General features: G+C 30.9%; 15 protein-coding genes and 1 other annotated feature. Of the genes, 2 read left to right on the top strand and 13 right to left on the bottom strand.

The annotated features are described in order from the left end of the window. Positions 1-44: 44 nt before the first annotated feature. The 10 genes from argS to abc-f form a co-directional block, all read right to left on the bottom strand. The gene (gene argS / locus ACTNBA_RS09415; protein ID WP_441073632.1) at positions 45-1,802 is read right to left on the bottom strand and encodes an arginine--tRNA ligase; all 1,758 of its coding nucleotides are present in this window, start codon (positions 1,800-1,802) and stop codon (positions 45-47) included. 178 nt (positions 1,803-1,980) lie between these two features. Then, positions 1,981-2,322, bottom strand: coding sequence for a hydrogenase/urease maturation nickel metallochaperone HypA (locus ACTNBA_RS09410; protein ID WP_150843686.1), 342 nt, complete (start codon positions 2,320-2,322; stop codon positions 1,981-1,983). A 94-nt stretch (positions 2,323-2,416) separates the two neighbouring features. Then, entirely contained in the window at positions 2,417-5,107 is a 2,691-nt protein-coding gene (locus ACTNBA_RS09405; protein WP_441073629.1) for an FAD-dependent oxidoreductase, read from the bottom strand. A 31-nt stretch (positions 5,108-5,138) separates the two neighbouring features. Next, positions 5,139-5,810 carry a hydrogenase nickel incorporation protein HypB gene (gene hypB / locus ACTNBA_RS09400; protein WP_441073628.1) on the bottom strand — a complete coding sequence of 224 codons (672 nt, stop codon included), beginning with the start codon at positions 5,808-5,810 and terminating at the stop codon, positions 5,139-5,141. 489 nt (positions 5,811-6,299) lie between these two features. Then, positions 6,300-7,025: an MBL fold metallo-hydrolase gene (locus ACTNBA_RS09395; protein WP_441073626.1), complete on the bottom strand. Its 726-nt coding sequence runs from the start codon at positions 7,023-7,025 to the stop codon at positions 6,300-6,302. A gap of 259 nt (positions 7,026-7,284) precedes the next feature. Then, entirely contained in the window at positions 7,285-7,620 is a 336-nt protein-coding gene (locus tag ACTNBA_RS09390; RefSeq protein WP_441073625.1) for a hypothetical protein, read from the bottom strand. Between the two features lie 11 nt (positions 7,621-7,631). Continuing rightward, positions 7,632-8,015: a 4-fold beta flower protein gene (locus ACTNBA_RS09385; RefSeq protein ID WP_441073623.1), complete on the bottom strand. Its 384-nt coding sequence runs from the start codon at positions 8,013-8,015 to the stop codon at positions 7,632-7,634. Next, positions 8,005-8,364, bottom strand: a complete 360-nt coding sequence (locus ACTNBA_RS09380; protein ID WP_441073621.1) for a hypothetical protein — start codon at positions 8,362-8,364, stop codon at positions 8,005-8,007. The genes ACTNBA_RS09385 and ACTNBA_RS09380 overlap by 11 nt, the downstream gene beginning before the upstream one ends. A 354-nt stretch (positions 8,365-8,718) precedes the next feature. Continuing rightward, the gene (gene thrS, locus ACTNBA_RS09375) at positions 8,719-10,626 is read right to left on the bottom strand and encodes a threonine--tRNA ligase (RefSeq protein ID WP_441073619.1); all 1,908 of its coding nucleotides are present in this window, start codon (positions 10,624-10,626) and stop codon (positions 8,719-8,721) included. 65 nt (positions 10,627-10,691) lie between these two features. Beyond that, positions 10,692-10,922, bottom strand: a binding site (T-box leader). A gap of 87 nt (positions 10,923-11,009) precedes the next feature. After that, positions 11,010-12,662, bottom strand: coding sequence for a ribosomal protection-like ABC-F family protein (gene abc-f / locus ACTNBA_RS09370; protein ID WP_441073617.1), 1,653 nt, complete (start codon positions 12,660-12,662; stop codon positions 11,010-11,012). A gap of 521 nt (positions 12,663-13,183) precedes the next feature. Here abc-f and ACTNBA_RS09365 point away from each other — a divergent pair. Continuing rightward, the gene (locus ACTNBA_RS09365; protein ID WP_441073615.1) at positions 13,184-13,840 is read left to right on the top strand and encodes an HAD family hydrolase; all 657 of its coding nucleotides are present in this window, start codon (positions 13,184-13,186) and stop codon (positions 13,838-13,840) included. A gap of 274 nt (positions 13,841-14,114) precedes the next feature. Here ACTNBA_RS09365 and ACTNBA_RS09360 read toward each other — a convergent pair whose 3' ends face one another. Next, positions 14,115-14,837, bottom strand: coding sequence for a DUF434 domain-containing protein (locus tag ACTNBA_RS09360; protein ID WP_441073697.1), 723 nt, complete (start codon positions 14,835-14,837; stop codon positions 14,115-14,117). Positions 14,838-15,040: 203 nt separating this feature from the next. Between ACTNBA_RS09360 and ACTNBA_RS09355 the strand changes: the two genes are divergently transcribed. Further along, a complete protein-coding gene (locus ACTNBA_RS09355; protein WP_441073613.1) occupies positions 15,041-16,153 on the top strand; it encodes a DEAD/DEAH box helicase in 1,113 nt (370 codons plus the stop codon). Between the two features lie 90 nt (positions 16,154-16,243). On the opposite strand, the gene ACTNBA_RS09350 is transcribed toward ACTNBA_RS09355, so the two are convergent. After that, positions 16,244-16,726 (bottom strand): GNAT family N-acetyltransferase, encoded by a 483-nt coding sequence (locus ACTNBA_RS09350; RefSeq protein WP_441073612.1) that lies wholly within the window; start codon positions 16,724-16,726, stop codon positions 16,244-16,246. Positions 16,727-16,796: 70 nt separating this feature from the next. Further along, a complete protein-coding gene (locus ACTNBA_RS09345; protein WP_441073610.1) occupies positions 16,797-17,258 on the bottom strand; it encodes a GNAT family N-acetyltransferase in 462 nt (153 codons plus the stop codon). Positions 17,259-17,332: the final 74 nt, after the last annotated feature.

Below are 17,332 nucleotides of genomic sequence, written 5' to 3'. Positions count from 1 at the left end.
CTTTAAATCCCATCCACGACTAAAAGAAAAAGGACTGCCGTATATTACATTTTTTCAACACTTTCCATGCCTAATAAATCTAAGCATTGTTCTAATACATCTTTAACTAAAGTAATAAGAACTAGCCAAGAAACTTTTTTATTTTCATCTTCTTCATATAATATTCTTGTGTCATTATAGAATTTATTAAAGTTATTTGATAATTCATAAACGTATTCACATATCTTATGTGGTGCACGTTCTCTAAAGCTCAGTTCAATTACTTCATTGAATCTAATTAATTGTAACATTAAATTTCTTTCTGTATCACTTTGTGGTTCTAATACATTTTCCTTTAACTCAGATGTGTTAGCTTTGTTTAAAATAGATTTAATTCTTACTATTGTATATAAAATATATGGTCCTGTATTTCCCTCAAAGGAAGCAAATCTATCTATATCAAATATATAATCCTTTGAAGCTTGATTTGATAAATCACCATATTTTAAAGCTGCTAAACCTACCTTTGATGAGATTTCTTCAACATCTTCTGCTGATATATTTTTATTACCTTTAAGCTTTTCTTTACCCGCTTCTTTAATTAAATTTATTAAATCTGCAAGCCTCATTACTCCACCTTCACGAGTTTTAAATGGCTTTCCATCTTTTCCATTCATTGTTCCAAAGCCTATAAAATCTAATTCTACATTCTCACCTGCAATTCCAGATTTTTTAGCTGCTCTAAAGAATTGTTCATAGTGAAGTCCTTGTCTTTTATCAGCTAAGTATATTATTTCATCAGCCTTATAATTTCTAACTCTCTCTACAACTGTAGCCAAATCAGTTGTTCCATATAGTGATGCTCCATCTGATTTCAGTAATAGTAATGGCGGAAGTGCACTCTTATCCTCTTCCTTACTTACATCAATAACTAAAGCACCTTCACTTTCATAACAATATCTATTATCCTTTAAATATTTTATCATGTCTGGAATAAACTTTTGTGCATCACTTTCACCATTCCATAATTCAAAGTCAACATTTAATGCACCATAATTTTTCTTTAAATCATTAACAGAAACATTTAATATGTGTTTCCATAATGCTAGATATCCTTTTCTACCTTGTTGAAGCTCAACGGTAGCTTGTTTTGCTGCATTCATAACTTTTTCATCATTTTTAGCAAGGCTGCTAGCATAAGGATATATTTCTTCTAATTCATCTATTGTAAATGGGGCTTCTTTTGGATACGCTCCAGTAAAACCTTCATTAAAATAAGGTAAATTTGGATTACGTCTTTCAACTTCAGAGATAACCATACCCATTTGAAGACCCCAATCACCTAAGTGAACATCTCCAATTACATCATGACCTATAAACTTAGCAATTCTTTTTATACTTTCTCCAATTATTGCTGATCTTAAATGACCTATATGTAAGGGCTTTGCAACATTTGCTCCACCATAATCTACAAATATTTTTTTAACTTTTGTAGCAGATGAAGTTCCAAACTTTTCATCATTATTCATCTTATTTACATAGTCAATTATTAATTTATCATTAACCGTTATATTAATAAACCCAGGTCCTGCAATTTCTAATTTAGAGAAAAATTTATTTTCTTTCAATTTTTCAACAACTTCTTGCGCTATGACACTGGGTGCCTTTTTGTATTTCTTAGCATTAGCTAAAGCACCATTGCATTGATACTGACATAAATCTGGTCTATTAGATACAGTTACCTTTCCTGATTCTTTATCATATCCTAGCTCTTCAAAAGTACTTTTTACTACATCACTTATTTCATCAATAAATATCTTCACACTATACCTCCTATTTTCTTACTAAATATAAATCTATGGTGTCATAAACATTTAAAACATTGCCATTTATAATAAATGCTAGTATCCTTATTAAATGTTAATCGCTTGTCCATATTATGCCCCTAGTAAAATATCTTATACGTATTTCTATCTCATCTCTTATCTTTTAAGTCTTACCTTAACAAGCAACTATTTCCTTTATCATAAACTCTTTTCCACATAATAGCTCCCATTCTTCACTTGTACAGCTTGGACACTTACTACTATTCTCAATGATATTAAAAACTTTTCTACATTTTCTACAGATTGCATTACCTGGTAATATTTCAATCTTTAATTTTGTGTCCTGTAATCTTGTACCATCTACTGCTACTGGATAACAAGATTCAATATATTTAGGAATCATTGAAGAAAGTTCTCCAATTTGTAAAACTATTGTATCTATTTTCTTTAATCCATTCTTTTCTGCGAAATTTTCAACAGTTTTAACCACTTCAATTACTACACCTAATTCATGCATTAAAATCACCCTTCTAATCTAGGTAAAAAGGTGGAGGCAACTATATGTTTCCTCACCTTTTCTCCTGTAATATGTCAATTATTTCGTTTTATTTTTAAGAATCTTTTGTGAATAACTTTTTAATCTTTCTAGCTGTGATTACACCTTTACGCTTAATTATATTTTTAACAATTATAGGTTTAAGCTTTTCAAGTGGTACACTTTGTGCATCATATTTTCTAAAAAGTGTAATAGCATCAAACTTACATCTAGTAGTACATGCACCACAGCCTATACATTGATATTCATCTGTAATTGTAGCACCACAGCCAAGGCAACGTTCTGTTTCCTTCATCACTTGCTCTTCAGTAAATGTAGGGCGTAAATCCTTAAAGGTTTCTTTTGATCTCGCTCCATCTACATGGTCTACTTTCTGCCTTGGTATGCGGTCATATCCTTGTAATGTTAAGTTTTCTTTATCAAGTGCAGAGTACTGTCTTCTATCTCTTCCAAGAACTAAGCTCTGTCCAGGTTGAACATAGCGATGAATTGAAATTGCACCTTCTTTACCCAAAGCAATGGCATCAATAGCAAACTTAGGACCTGTTAATACATCCCCACCAGCAAATACATCTGGCTCCCCTGTCTGTAGAGTGAAGGAATCTGCTTTCACTGTGTTATTTGGATTCAATTCTATTTTGCTGTCTTCTAGCAATCTACCCCACTCCATTCCTTGACCTACTGAAATTAGAACATGATTTGCCTTCACAATCTTAGTGATCTCTTCATCAAATATAGGACTAAATTTCCCATTATCATCAAAAACTGAAAGACACTTTTTAAATTCTATGCCTATAACTTTCCCATTTTCTTCAAGGATTCGCTTTGGACCCCAAGAATTGTTAACTTCAATGCTTTCTGATAATGCTTCTTCAATTTCTTCTTCAAGTGCTGGCATTTCCTCTCGACTTTCAAGACAGAACATGTTAACCTTTGAAGCTCCAACTCTTGTAGCTGTTCTTGCAACATCAATAGCAACGTTACCACCACCAATTACAACCACGTCTCCTTCAAGGTTTACCTCATTACCCAAGTTTACATTACGTAAGAAATCAACCCCTGTAATAACCCCTTCTGAATCTTCACCCTGGATACCAAGGTTTCTGCCTAACTGGGCACCGATTGCAAGATAGAATGCTTCATATCCTTGACCTCTTAAGTATTTAAGACTTATGTCTTTACCTACTTCAATACCAGTTTTAAATTCTACTCCTAGTTCTCTTAAAATATCTATTTCTGCATTTATAACTTCTTTTTCTAATCTATAAGAAGGAATACCAAGGGTAAGCATACCACCAAGTACCTTTTGCTTTTCAAATACCGTTACCTTATAACCATCAAGAGCTAAATAAAAAGCACAAGAGAGACCTGAAGGACCAGCACCTATAACTGCAATTTTATTACCGTATTCATGTCTTAATTTTGGTACATAACGAGTATCCATTTTTAAATCTTGTTCAGCAATGAATTTTTTTATTTCATCTATAGCAACTGGTTCATCAATATCGCCTCTAGTACAAGCAGATTCACATTTTCTTGGACAAATACGCCCGCATACAGCCGGAAACGGATTTTCATTCTTAATAAGTTCAAGCGCTTCTTTATATCTTCCTTGAGATGCTAGCTTAACATAGCCTTGAACGGAAATATGTGCTGGACATTGTGTTTTACAAGGACTTGTACCTGTATCAACAACATTTTTCTTGTTGATACGATGATTAACATTCCATTTATCTGGACCCCACTCTGTATTGTGGGCAAAGTCAACTCTCTTCTTCTCAACAATTGGTGTTTTAGCACATAATTTTTGACCTAATTTCAATGCATTAACTGGACAAACTTGAACACACTCTCCACAACCAACACATTTGTCTTTATCAACTCTTGATACATAATTTGAACGCACCATATCATTATTTAAGAACATTCCTGCAATTCTCGTAGCGTAACATGAACAGCCGCAACAGTTACAAATGGCATGAGTTTTTCCTGGACCATCTGCATTTGGCATTTGGTGCATTAAGCCATTTTCTTCGGCTCTTTTAATGATTTCAAAAGCTTCTTCGCGGGTTATTGCTCTGCCTCTTCCTGTACGGATATAGTATTCAGCAGCATGACCAAGCTGAATACACATATCTTCCTTCAAGTGGCCGCAACCTTCTCCCATGGCCTCTCTTGATGTACGACAAGAACAATCTGAAACTGAGAAAACAGTATTTTCATTGAGATATTTAGAAACTTCCTCATAGGATGCTCTTCTTGTTTCACCTTGAATTGATGTTTCTATAGGGATAACACGCATAGGGCCTGTTCCTACTGGAAAAATGCCTGCTGTTATAGGTGCTTTTTTTCTTCCATAGGCCTCAAAAGCCTCAGCAATTTGCTTATAATTCTCAACATTTTCCTTATGTGGATGGTTAACTATCATTTCCATGTGTCCTGGAACCCAAATCTCAAACCAGTACTTGTCAACGCCATCTTCTTTACCAACAAAGCAAACACCAGCAAGGGCTAGTTCCCATAGGATTCTCTTTGTTTCTTCTAAAGATTTACCACATAAAACAGCAACTTCTTCTGCGCTCTTTGGTTTACGGAATTCAACGCAAAGTCCTACTTCTGCCATTTCTTCTGTAACAACTGGTTCCAAAATTTTATATTCTGGATCCTCCGGCTTTATTTCATTTTTTGAACCAGGTTTTATCTTACTTATATGATTGGCAAGTTCTAATACTTTTACTTTTACCATACCCATTCCCCCAATAATTTTTCAATACACCCTATTTTTTATTCCAATCTTTTACTTCATTACGTATCCAGTTAACCCAGTCATCAATTCCCTCACCAGTTCTAGCAGAGATTGGGATAACCTTAATATTGGGATTCAATTTTTTCACACGCTCTTTCACTGCTTCTAAATCAAAGTCAAAATAATTTATTGCATCTATCTTGTTAATTAATAAAACATCAACAATGGAAAACATTAAAGGATATTTTAAGGGCTTGTCATCTCCCTCTGGTATACTTAATATCATTGCATTTTTTGATGCACCAGTATCAAATTCTGCTGGGCATACTAAGTTTCCTACATTTTCTAATATTACAAAATCAACATCTTCTGTTCCCAATCCAATTAGTCCTTGTTTGGTCATATCTGCATCCAGATGGCACATGCCACCGGTATGCAACTGTATTACCTTTGCACCAGTCTTTGAAACAGTATTAGCATCCACATCTGAGTCAATATCAGCTTCTAAGACCCCAATACTCATTTCATCTTTTAAAGCTTCAATTGTTCTTAAAACAGTTGTTGTTTTCCCTGACCCTGGTGATGACATTAAATTTAACAAAAAAGTCTTATCTTTTTTTAAATCTTCTCTAAGTAGTTCTGCTTGTTTATCATTGTTTTCGAAAACATTTTGCTTAATCTCGATAACTTTATACATATCCATACTATTTTACACCCCCATTTAATTTTTCTTTTTTACATTAAAACATAAAAAATATTACTTACAATAAAATTGTATCATGTAATCCATATTAATGAAATATATTCCCATATATGCTTTAATATGATATATCTTACTGTATACTATCTGTTATTTTCTCATTGATTATTTAAAAACTTTGTAGCATGATTGCTACCAAGACTTTGAACATTTTATCTCCGTGGATTATTGACGATATTTCACCATGGTTATGGTTGACATCGCATATATATCAAGCCTACTTTATGTACTACTTTTCTATATAATCTAAATTCAATCATTTATATTACTATCTCTCTCATGTGTTAATACTCCTTTGCAAAGTTCCTATTCATATATTATCTTAATCATCTAAAATTCTCTTTTAATACTAATATATATTCAATTTCAACTCACCACTTAAACTAACAAAAAAATCGCACCTACTTATGGTGCGATTCCTATCTTTATGTCTCAACTTAACTTTTTTAATTCTTCCATTAAATATGAAATTACTTCTTCCTTCGTTTCAGGTTTATCATGTCCCAGAACATAAGTATTAAAATCAATTTCTTTAATTAGCTCAATAAAACACCCTAACTTATCCTTATCATAATGGCCATTATTATCATAGTGATCTTCACAATCTGCATCGCCAATAAAAACCACTTTTTCTTCGGGTACATAAATCAATACCGAATCTTCTGAATGAGGTGCTTCAATTTCAGTTATTTCGCAATAAATTCCGCCCAAATCAATTTTTAAACTTCCGCTAAATTCTATATCTGCAGAAGTTACTTTTATATCTTGTCTGTTTGAATACTCCAATTTAATACATTTGTCACACATTTCAATATCTTTACCGGTTTCAAGTCTACTTTTCATATCATCATCAGACCATTGCCATGTTGAAACTTCTTTCAATTTATTATTTGTCAAATGTCCAGCAATTGTCTTTCCTACTACTGAATGCATGCCAAATGTATGATCCCAATGCCAATGGGTAATCACTGTATAATCTGGTAATTTCAAACCTGCATTATTTAATTCACAATAAAATTTTTCTACATGCTTAGATGAATTACCTGCATCGATAGCCAATGAATATTTATCTCCTTTGATATATCCAATAACTGGTCTATCAGTTTCTTCTTCTGCAGGTAAGTAATAAATTCTATTAGATATTTTTTTTAATTCCATAAACTAACTTCCTCTTCTTTCTTACTTATTTAAAAGTATTTTATATTTAGTTAGGTATAATAGCAGTTGAGGCATATCTACGTGTAATTAATATAAATAAACTTTAATTATTTTATTTGAAATTTATGATATATATACTTACATTTTATAACATAATATCCATACGAACAATATTATTTATATGTTTATCTTCTTAACCTCTAAGTTTAAAACATACCTCAATATTTTATGTTCTATAACAGCAGGTATAGTCTTATTATCAGTTATCAATCACATCATCAAAGTTTGGAATAAGTAGTTTATTGAAAGTGCATGTAAGAACCGTTGTGGTAGCTTTTTTTATCTTTAGTTCAATTTCATCAATTCCTCTGGCTCTAATAAATATAATAAGAACATCATCTTTATTTGTAGTTCTTACAGTAATATACCCTCTGTCACTTAAATAATAAAGAGCTGCAATTATCTCACACTTATTTCTACCTGAGATTTTGTATTCTTGTCTTGTAATATCTGCATAATTGCAAATACAAAACAATTTTTCATATAATTCAAGTAAAATTTGAACTCTAATTAAGTCTTTTTCTATCTGAACCATAACTTAAACACCTACCTTTGGTTAAGCCACTGATTGAAGGTTAGTTTGGACCATTCACCTGCTGGCTCAGGAACATATCCAGGATTTAATGGAACCTCATGAATAATTGGTCCAACTGGCATAATTGGAGTACCAATATTAATTGGCCCTTCTACGAAACCAAGACTCCCCACCACAGGTCCACTAGTACTCCAAGCCACAATCCTCCCATCTCTATCTAAAAGATTGGTACCTCTTAATTCGCCAATCCATATTCTAGTCTTCGTTGCCCAAATATAATTGTAATAAGCATATGCTACCCATTTTAAATCCTTATCAAATACATTACTATGTTCTACTAACCACCCAACAAAATTAGCCTTTTTATCATATAATGGATCCATCTTAAGACTCATTAACTGTACCTCCAATCTTTTCTTTTTTATCAATAACAGGTATTAACAAATCCTCAAATATGTTTGAAGCTACTAATTTACCAGTTTCAATAAGATAATTCTCCACTTCTTCCATGCCACGCCCTAAAACATAAGCAGAAACTGTTTTGTCTCTTGCTATGTTAAAAAAAATCCATCTTCTATAGAATAAGAAATAAAGAGCTGCAATTATTTCAATTCTACAATCATTTGGAATCTCATAATTAATTTTATTGCATACTTCATAGCCATAGGTAAAGAAGTCCCTATATAATTGAAATAGTAAGCTATATCTAAGCAATCTACGTTCTTCAAGTATTAATAAATCCATAAAACACCTCATACAATTTATATTTCTTTGAAGCGGATTTATATATAATATGCATCATATGTAATTTATTGCACTAAATCCAACATGTAATTATTAATACATCATGAATCAATAATTATCCATAAATTTACTTTATCTATAAATACTTTAACCGAACCTTTACTATCAAACCTATTTTATTTTTGCTGAAAACACAAAATAACATCCATTTTCAGGATGTTATTTTATATATTTACCTTATTTTATCCGATGACTATCAGCTCTAATACTCCCATCTTCTTCAAAGTGGGACTAAAGAGCTGTTATGTCCCTGGATAACGATTTCTAAAGCTTCATAGAAGCTAAGAACTCTGTTTATAATTCTTTATTCCTTATTTCATTACTGATTCTTTCTATTAAAGATTCTAATTTAAAAGTTCCTTCATCTCCATTTTTTCTACTACGTAGTGAAATTGTATTTTCTTTTTCTTCCTTTTCTCCTACAACAATAATATAAGGTATTCTTTCATTTCTAGCTTCTCTTATTTTATAGCCTATCTTTTCATCTCTATAGTCCATTTCAACTCTTATTCCATTTTCACTTAGCTTCTTTTTAATACTCTCTGAATACTCATTGAATTTATTTGATATAGGCAGTACCTTTACTTGAACCGGAGCAAGCCATGTTGGAAACTTTCCTGCAAAGTGTTCAATTAATATACCTAAAAATCTTTCTATACTTCCATATATTACTCTATGAATAACTATTGGTCTATGTTTCTCATTATCACTTCCAATATACTCTAATTCAAACCTTTGAGGTAATTGAAAATCTAATTGAATTGTTCCACATTGCCATGTTCTTCCTATACTATCCTCAAGATGAAAATCTATCTTAGGACCATAAAATGCTCCATCACCTTCATTTATTTTATAGTCTAAACTTAATTCATCTAAAGCCCCTTTTAAGGAGTCTTCTGCTAATTTCCAGTCTTCATCACTTCCCATGGAATTATCTGGTCTTGTAGAAAGCTCGAGATTATACTTAAATCCAAATTTTGAATAAACTTTATCAATGAGCTCTATTACCCCTTTAATTTCTGATTTTATTTGATTTGGTAACATAAATATATGAGCATCATCCTGTGTAAAAGCTCTTACTCTCATAAGTCCATGTAATGCTCCTGAAAGTTCATGTCTATGAACTCTACCAAGTTCACCTACTCTCATTGGAAAATCTCTATAGGAATGAGCTTCAGATTTATATACTAACATTCCTCCTGGACAATTCATTGGCTTTAATGCAAATTCCTCATCATCAATAATTGAAGTATACATATTCTCTTTATAATGATCCCAGTGCCCAGAAACTTCCCATAATCTTTTATTAAGCATTATTGGAGTCTCGATCTCAACATAACCTGCTTCTGCATGCAAAGTCCTCCAAAAATCAATTAAAGTGTTTTTAAGAACTACTCCTTTAGGTAAGAAAAATGGAAATCCTACGCCTTCATCAACAAAGTTAAATAATTTTAGTTCTTTGCCTAATTTTCTGTGATCCCTTTTTTTAGCCTCCTCTACATTATGCAAATGAGTTTCAAGTAATGTATTATTTGCAAAGGCAACACCATATATTCTCTGTAGCATCTTATTTTTTTCATTGCCTCTCCAATATGCCCCAGCTACACTTGTTAGTTTAAAAGCTTTTACATACTTTGTAGATGGTATATGAGGACCTCTACAAAGATCAATAAACTCTCCCTGCTTATATAGGGAAATTTTCTCTCCTTCTGGTAAGTCTCTTATAAGTTCAACTTTATAAATTTCCCCTTTTTCCTCCATTAGCTTAATTGCGTCTTCTGTAGAAACATCTATTCTCTCAAATTTTAAATTTTCTTTAATTATGTTATTCATTTCTATTTCAATCTTATCTATATCTTCAGCAGATAAGGGACTTTCAATATCAAAATCATAATAATAACCATTTTTTATGGAAGGTCCTATAGCAAGTTTCGAATTACTATAAATTCTTTTTACTGCTTGAGCCATAATATGTGCAGTTGAATGTCTAATTACCTCAACAGCATTTTCATCATCATAGGTTAAAATATTTACCTGGTCATTATCTTTTAATTTACAACTTAAATCAACCAAGGTTCCATTTACTTCACCTACTATTGCTGATTTAGCTAAATTTTTACTAATTGAACTTGCAAGATCATAAACATTAGAATCATCACAAATTTCTATTATTGAACCATCTTTAAGTTTTATACTTATCATACTTATCCCCTCCTTAACAAAATTTATTGAATTAGTTATTATACGACAAAAAAGCATCCGTCCCACCTTGGGACGAATGCATAACATCCATGGTTCCACCCAAATTGAATTAAAATAACTCAATTCATCTCAAATTTTATAACGGTATTTACCGATGGCATTTTACTAATATTAGCTAATCAGCCATAACTCTAGGGTTAGTTTTCTTATAGTCATATTTAGGAATGCTTACAGCCCAAAACACTCCCTCTCTATAAATTGTACTCTATAATACTCGTCCCTTTCATTGTTCATTTTATTTTTAATTTTAAAGAACTCTGTGCACTTCCTCTTATTGAAAACAATACTATCACTTTTGCAATATGTTGTAAAGAGTTTTCTTACTATTTTGATAAATTTGTTTTTAACGTTTTTAATTTACCCAATAATTCATTATATTCTTCATCCAGTGCTACTACATCATCCTTTTTTGATGGCATGGATAACCTTCCAATAACTTCTGAAAGACGATTTTGCAATATGAAAATTTCATTTTCAATTTCTTCTTTATCATTATCTTCACATTTATTTTTACTATCTAAGTACTCCTTATAGTTACCTTTAAACATCTTAATTTTATGATTTTCTATAGTCATTATATAGTCTGCAATAGATTCTACAAATCTTCTATCATGGGATACAAACAATAAAGTGCTATAAAAATCTTTAAGTACATTTTCTACAACCTCAAGAGAGTTTATATCCATATAATTAGTTGGTTCATCTAATATAAGAAGATTTATATTTTGTAATAGCATTTTTGCAAAGGATACTTTAACTCGTTCTCCTCCACTTAATACACTTACTTTTTTATAAATATCTTCTCTTTTAAATAATAATCTTGCTAGTAGTATCCTAGCGAAAGTTTCATCATGTATACTACTTTCCATTACATTTTCTATAATAGTATAATTTTCTTTTAAAATGTCTATAGCTTGACTAAAGTATCCTATATTTGCTCCTTTAGCAATTCTAATGGATTTATCATTGTCCATTATCATCTTTATTAAAGTACTCTTTCCACACCCATTAGGACCAATGAGTGCTACCTTTGAGGTGTTATATATGCTAAATTCAGCATTATCTAGTATCATCTTCTTGTCAAATGACTTAGTTATATTTTTACCCTCTATAACTATTTTACTATGGAGCTTATTTGAATCCTCAATTTCTAGCTTTATGCTAACTTGTTCTTTGGGTTTCTCTTTAACTTCAAGGTGATCTATTCTCTTTTCAATATTTTTCACTGCTCTTTCAATGTTTGCCCTGGCCTTTTGACCTCCCATCTTGTGAAGCCTAGCCTCAGAATTTCCCATTCGTTTAGGAGTCGTTTTTATACCTTTCACCCTTTGTTCTGCATCGATAATTACACTTTGAAGTCGCTTCTTTTCTTTTTTATACTCCTCATATTCAAATTCAGCTCGGTCTCTCTCCTTAGCTTTCAAAGCAGCATAGTCACTGTAATTACCATAATATATTTTTATTCTTCCATCCTCTATTTCTAAAATCTTATTACATAACCTATCTAAGAAGTTTCTATCATGGGATATAAGGATTAGAGCTCCTTTATATTTTTCAAAACTTTTTTCCATAAGCTCAATGCCCTCTATATCCATATTGCTAGTAGGCTCATCTGCAAATATCAACTGGCTATTCTGACTTAGTGCATAAGCAAGTTTAAATCTAGTCTTTTCTCCTCCACTCATGTTCTCATTCCAAATACTTTCTACATTAAATCTAGAAGCCATTTCACTAGTTATTGATATACTTTCTGGTTCTTCTAACTGTGATATATATGAGTATGTTCCATATAACTTAACATGGCCTTCATCTGGATGCAATCTTTGGCACAATATATTAATTAATGTAGTTTTACCTACTCCATTTACACCTACAACACCTATTCTATCCTGGGAACAAACCTTTAAATTTTCTATATCCAAGATGGATCTATCACAAAAACTTTTTTTAATATTACTACATTCAACTAATAACAAAAAATCCCCTCCTTATAACCTGGAGAGGATAGCATCGCAACTATATCATAACCTTTAATCGCACTAAATAAAACCTTAAAATATATACAAAAAAATCAGTATATATTAGGATTCAAAGTCTTAATTAAGGTTAATAACACACTATATTGACAAACCATCAACAGTTACAAAAATACTATCCACTCACAAAATCAAATAAAATGCATAACAACAAAGCCTTTCTTGAGGCCTCATTCTAATTTTGATTTCTCATAAATAAAAGTGAATTATATTCTCATGTCTGCAAATACCTTGCCTTTCTTAAAATTGAGTTTTAAACTACTCAATGATAATTATATAAATGACTCATTGATATGTCAACTTATTTAATTCCAAACCTATCTCTGCAATCTATATGGAAATATCTCCAAAATATTTTCATATTCATGTATAATATATATTAGTTAATATACATTTGTATTTATAATATTAACAAGTTAAAAATTAAATTCAAAAACATAAAAATATAAAAGGAGTTAGCTATGTTGAAATATAAATGTTTAGTCCTTGACCATGACGATACCGTTGTTAGAAGTACACCCGAAATACATTTTCCAGTATTTAGAAATACATTATTTAAACTTCGTCCAAATATAGAAATAACTCTAGATGAATTTATGATGTATTGTTTTGATCCTGGATTTAATTCTTTATGCTTTGATATTTTGAAGTTTACAGAGGAGGAAATGGAATATCAACTTACTACATGGAATGAGTATGTAAAAAATAATGTCCCTGCTTTCTATACTGGATTCGAAAGAATTATTCAAAGACAAAAGGAAGAAGGTGGACTAGTTTGTGTTGTCTCTCATTCCTACAGTGAAAATATAAATCGTGATTATTTAGAGAATTGTAGTCTTGTTCCAGATATGATTTTCGGATGGGAACGCTGTGAAGAAGAGCGTAAGCCTAATCCATATCCTCTTCAGGAAATTATGCGTAAATATGACCTTAAACCTAATGAACTTATAATGATTGATGATTTAAAGCCAGGCTTTGATATGGCAAAGAGTTGTAATGTAGATTTTTCTAGTGCTGGATGGTCACACACAAATAGCTTAATTATAGGATTTATGAAAAAAAACTGTGATTATTATTTTAATAAGGTTGAGGAACTTGAAAAGTTTTTATTTGAATAACATTAATCCAAAAGTCAATGAGTAGATATCTCTTTCCAGAAGGTGTACATGGAACTTTTTTTCAATAATGTATTATAATAAAATAATAAATACCTCTGCCAAATAACTATGGCAGAAGTATTTATTTTTCTACTATCTAAGTAGAATTTTACTCACTCCCTCAACAGCTTTTTTATGCGTCTTTTTACTACGTTTGGTTCCAAAATTGCTTGCCTTCTTTTACCTGTTGATTTATACAAAACAGTAATGTTTTTACTTATGCGTTCATACATCCTTACAAAAAATAAAATTTACTAAAATCCACACAATTAACCCCTAACTTCTTATCCTCAATAATATTATTATTCATATTTATCCAACTCTTACATTTATCAATGATAATTGCATCACTAGATACTACATTTTCTTTTGTTTCTAATATACTATCCACATTGTTAATAATCTCTACATCCACTTTAAATTGTAAATTTTCTAGCAATTCTAAGATTCTCATTTTCAGTCTCCCTGAATTTGAAACTGGTTTATCTAAATAGAATATAGCTTTATTAACTTTATATTGTCCTAATCTTTCACCTAGTAGTTTAATTGCTATATCTGTTTTATCTATAACTGAATATGTACCCCGAAGTCCTGCTAAATCTCTTATTGTACCATCCATTGACTTTATAATTAGTGAATTAGAAAGTGCAACTTCTAGAGTTATTATTGTATTAAAGCCATCTATGTTTATTGTTTTCCCCGAAAAAGAATCAATAACTTCTTTAGCTTTTCTATTTGTAACATCTTCACTTTTAGAAATTCCCCTCACTAAAGCAAGCCTCTGCCTTTCAGATAAAAGATAGTGATTTCCTATAAAGGTTGATGCTCCCTTTATGTTATATCCCCTATTTAATAGAAACAATAGCTCTTCTCCTGCTTTATGTAATTTACATCTGTATTCATCTCCAAATTCCTTTTCATCCCTTGGGACATATCCTCTTCTAGTAGTTTTACTCAATATCTTCACCTTACTTTCAACAGTAATATATTTCGTGTTATTACCTTGCAATGGCCTTTTCTACTACCTTTCTTTTTTCACCATTCATTATGCTCCACATTATAAGGATTATTCATCTCTTTTGTATGGAATCTATTAAATTGATAAATACTTTAATATGTGTTACTATTAGGCGTTGAATAAAGGATGAAAGGTATGAGTAAATGAATTTTAAAGAATTAGGAATTAGTACAAATATAATAGATATATTAAACAAGTCTGGGATAAAAGATCCAACTGATATTCAAAGAGAAAGTATTCAATATATTAAAGAAGGAAAAGACCTTATAGCTGAAGCTCAAACTGGTACAGGTAAAACTTTAGCATTTCTATTGCCCATTTTTGAAAATATTAATCCGAACCTTGATGCTACACAAGTGTTAATATTGACTCCAACCCGTGAGTTAGCTATTCAAATTACTAACGAGGCCTCTAAATTAGCTGAGAGCGTAAATATAAATATTTTAGCTGCTTATGGCGGAAAAGATATAGGTTCCCAATTAAATAAGCTTAAAGGAAGCATTCACTTAATAATAGCTACCCCTGGAAGACTTCTTGATCATCTTGATAGAAAATCAATCAATTTATCTAAGCTTAAAACCTTTGTTCTTGATGAGGCAGATCAAATGCTGCTTATGGGTTTTAAAAATGAAGTAGAAAATATAATTAAGCATACCCCTAAAAACCATCAAACATTATGTTTTTCTGCTACTATGGATTCTTCTGTTAAAAAACTTGCTTATAAATATATGAAAGATCCTATTGTGGTGTCTGTAAAAAAAGAAAGCTTAACTCTTTCTACTATAAATCAAGAAATTGTTGAAACTACCGATCGATTAAAGCAAGATTCCCTCTTCAAAGCTCTTGAAGAAGATAACCCATTTATGGCAATAATCTTCTGCAGAACTAAAAGAAGAGCCGATGCTCTTGAAATGGCTATGGGTAAAAGAAAATTTAATTGCGAGAAAATTCATAGCGATGTTCCTCAAAATAAAAGAGAAAGAATCATGAAGTCCTTTAGAAATGCGGATATTCAATATCTAATTGCAACGGATGTAGCTGCAAGAGGTATTGATATTTCTGGTATTACTCACATATATAACTATGACATTCCAGAATCTCCAGAAAGCTATATTCATAGAATTGGTAGAACAGCTAGAGCTGGTGAAAGTGGCTATACTTGCTGTTTTATGGATCCCAAAGATACCTATTTACTTGAAAAAATTGAAGAAAAAATAGGATTCAAAATTTCTAGAAGAAATATAGATTTAGTGTAACTTGAAGTTTAACATGATATAAAATAATAAGGTACTAGGGGATTTATTTCCCTCAGTACCTATCTTTAAATTATATTTTTTACATTTATATTAACCCAAGTTTAATTCCATTCTTCTATTTCTTACTGACATTCCCAATGATTCATAGAATTTAATAGCATCTTTATTAAACTCCCATACAATCAACTGTAAAGATAAAGCTCCTTCTGATTTTGCATAACTTACAACATAATCAAAAAGCAATCTTCCAATACCATTCTTTTGCTTACTAACTTTAACAGAAAAATCATCTATATAAGCAAATGTCATTGGTCTAAGTATCTGAATACTTCTCTGGGCCATAATTTTCACAATGCTATATGCTACTAACTCTTTATTATTAAGATCTTCTACTACAAATACCTTTGTGTCACTGGTGCTTAATAACTCATAAAAATCTTCTTTTATCAAAGGAGTATCAGTATTCACATAGACATCCGGTCTATTTTCAACATGTAAATTATGTACTTCTTTAACAAGATTATTGATTTCAATATAATCGGTTATAATTGCTTCTCTTACTTGCGAATTCATAAAAATCTCCCCTCTTTATCCTTGTCTTCTAAATTGGAATTTGATTTAATTTATCTATAGTTTGAGTTCATTATCCCCAATCATCTTTTATTGTATTTATGCACTTAAATCCATTATTCAAATACAATTCAGTAGCTTTACTATTCAAGTCTGCAACATATAAAATAATTTGCTTGATTCCAGATTTTTGTAAATAATTAATAGCAAAAAATAATAATTTCTTTCCATATCCTTGATTTTGATACTTTTCGTTCACAAACAAATGGTCTATAACATTTTCATTTATTTCAACAGAACCTATCATTTCTTTTTTTATAAACAAAATAAAAACAGAAGAATTCTTTTTTATCATTTCCTCTCTAGTATAAAATGAATCTGGATCTAGATTTGTAGCTATACTCAAACTACGAAAACAATCACAACAAATGCTTCGGTAATCATTGTAATATTCATCACTATAATTAACTACATCTATGTCCGAATTCACTTTTTTACCATAATATTGCATTTCATGTACAATAACTTCAGCCATTTTATACCTCCACTCTTTCTTCCCATGAACAGCTTCTTAGTAAGAAACTACTATCCTACCATAGAAATTTCTAA

The organism is Clostridium sulfidigenes (assembly GCF_052067195.1).
GTDB lineage: Bacteria > Bacillota > Clostridia > Clostridiales > Clostridiaceae > Clostridium_J > Clostridium_J sulfidigenes.
Note: the sequence above shows the minus strand (reverse complement) of the source record. Positions and strands in the feature narration are given on the sequence as shown.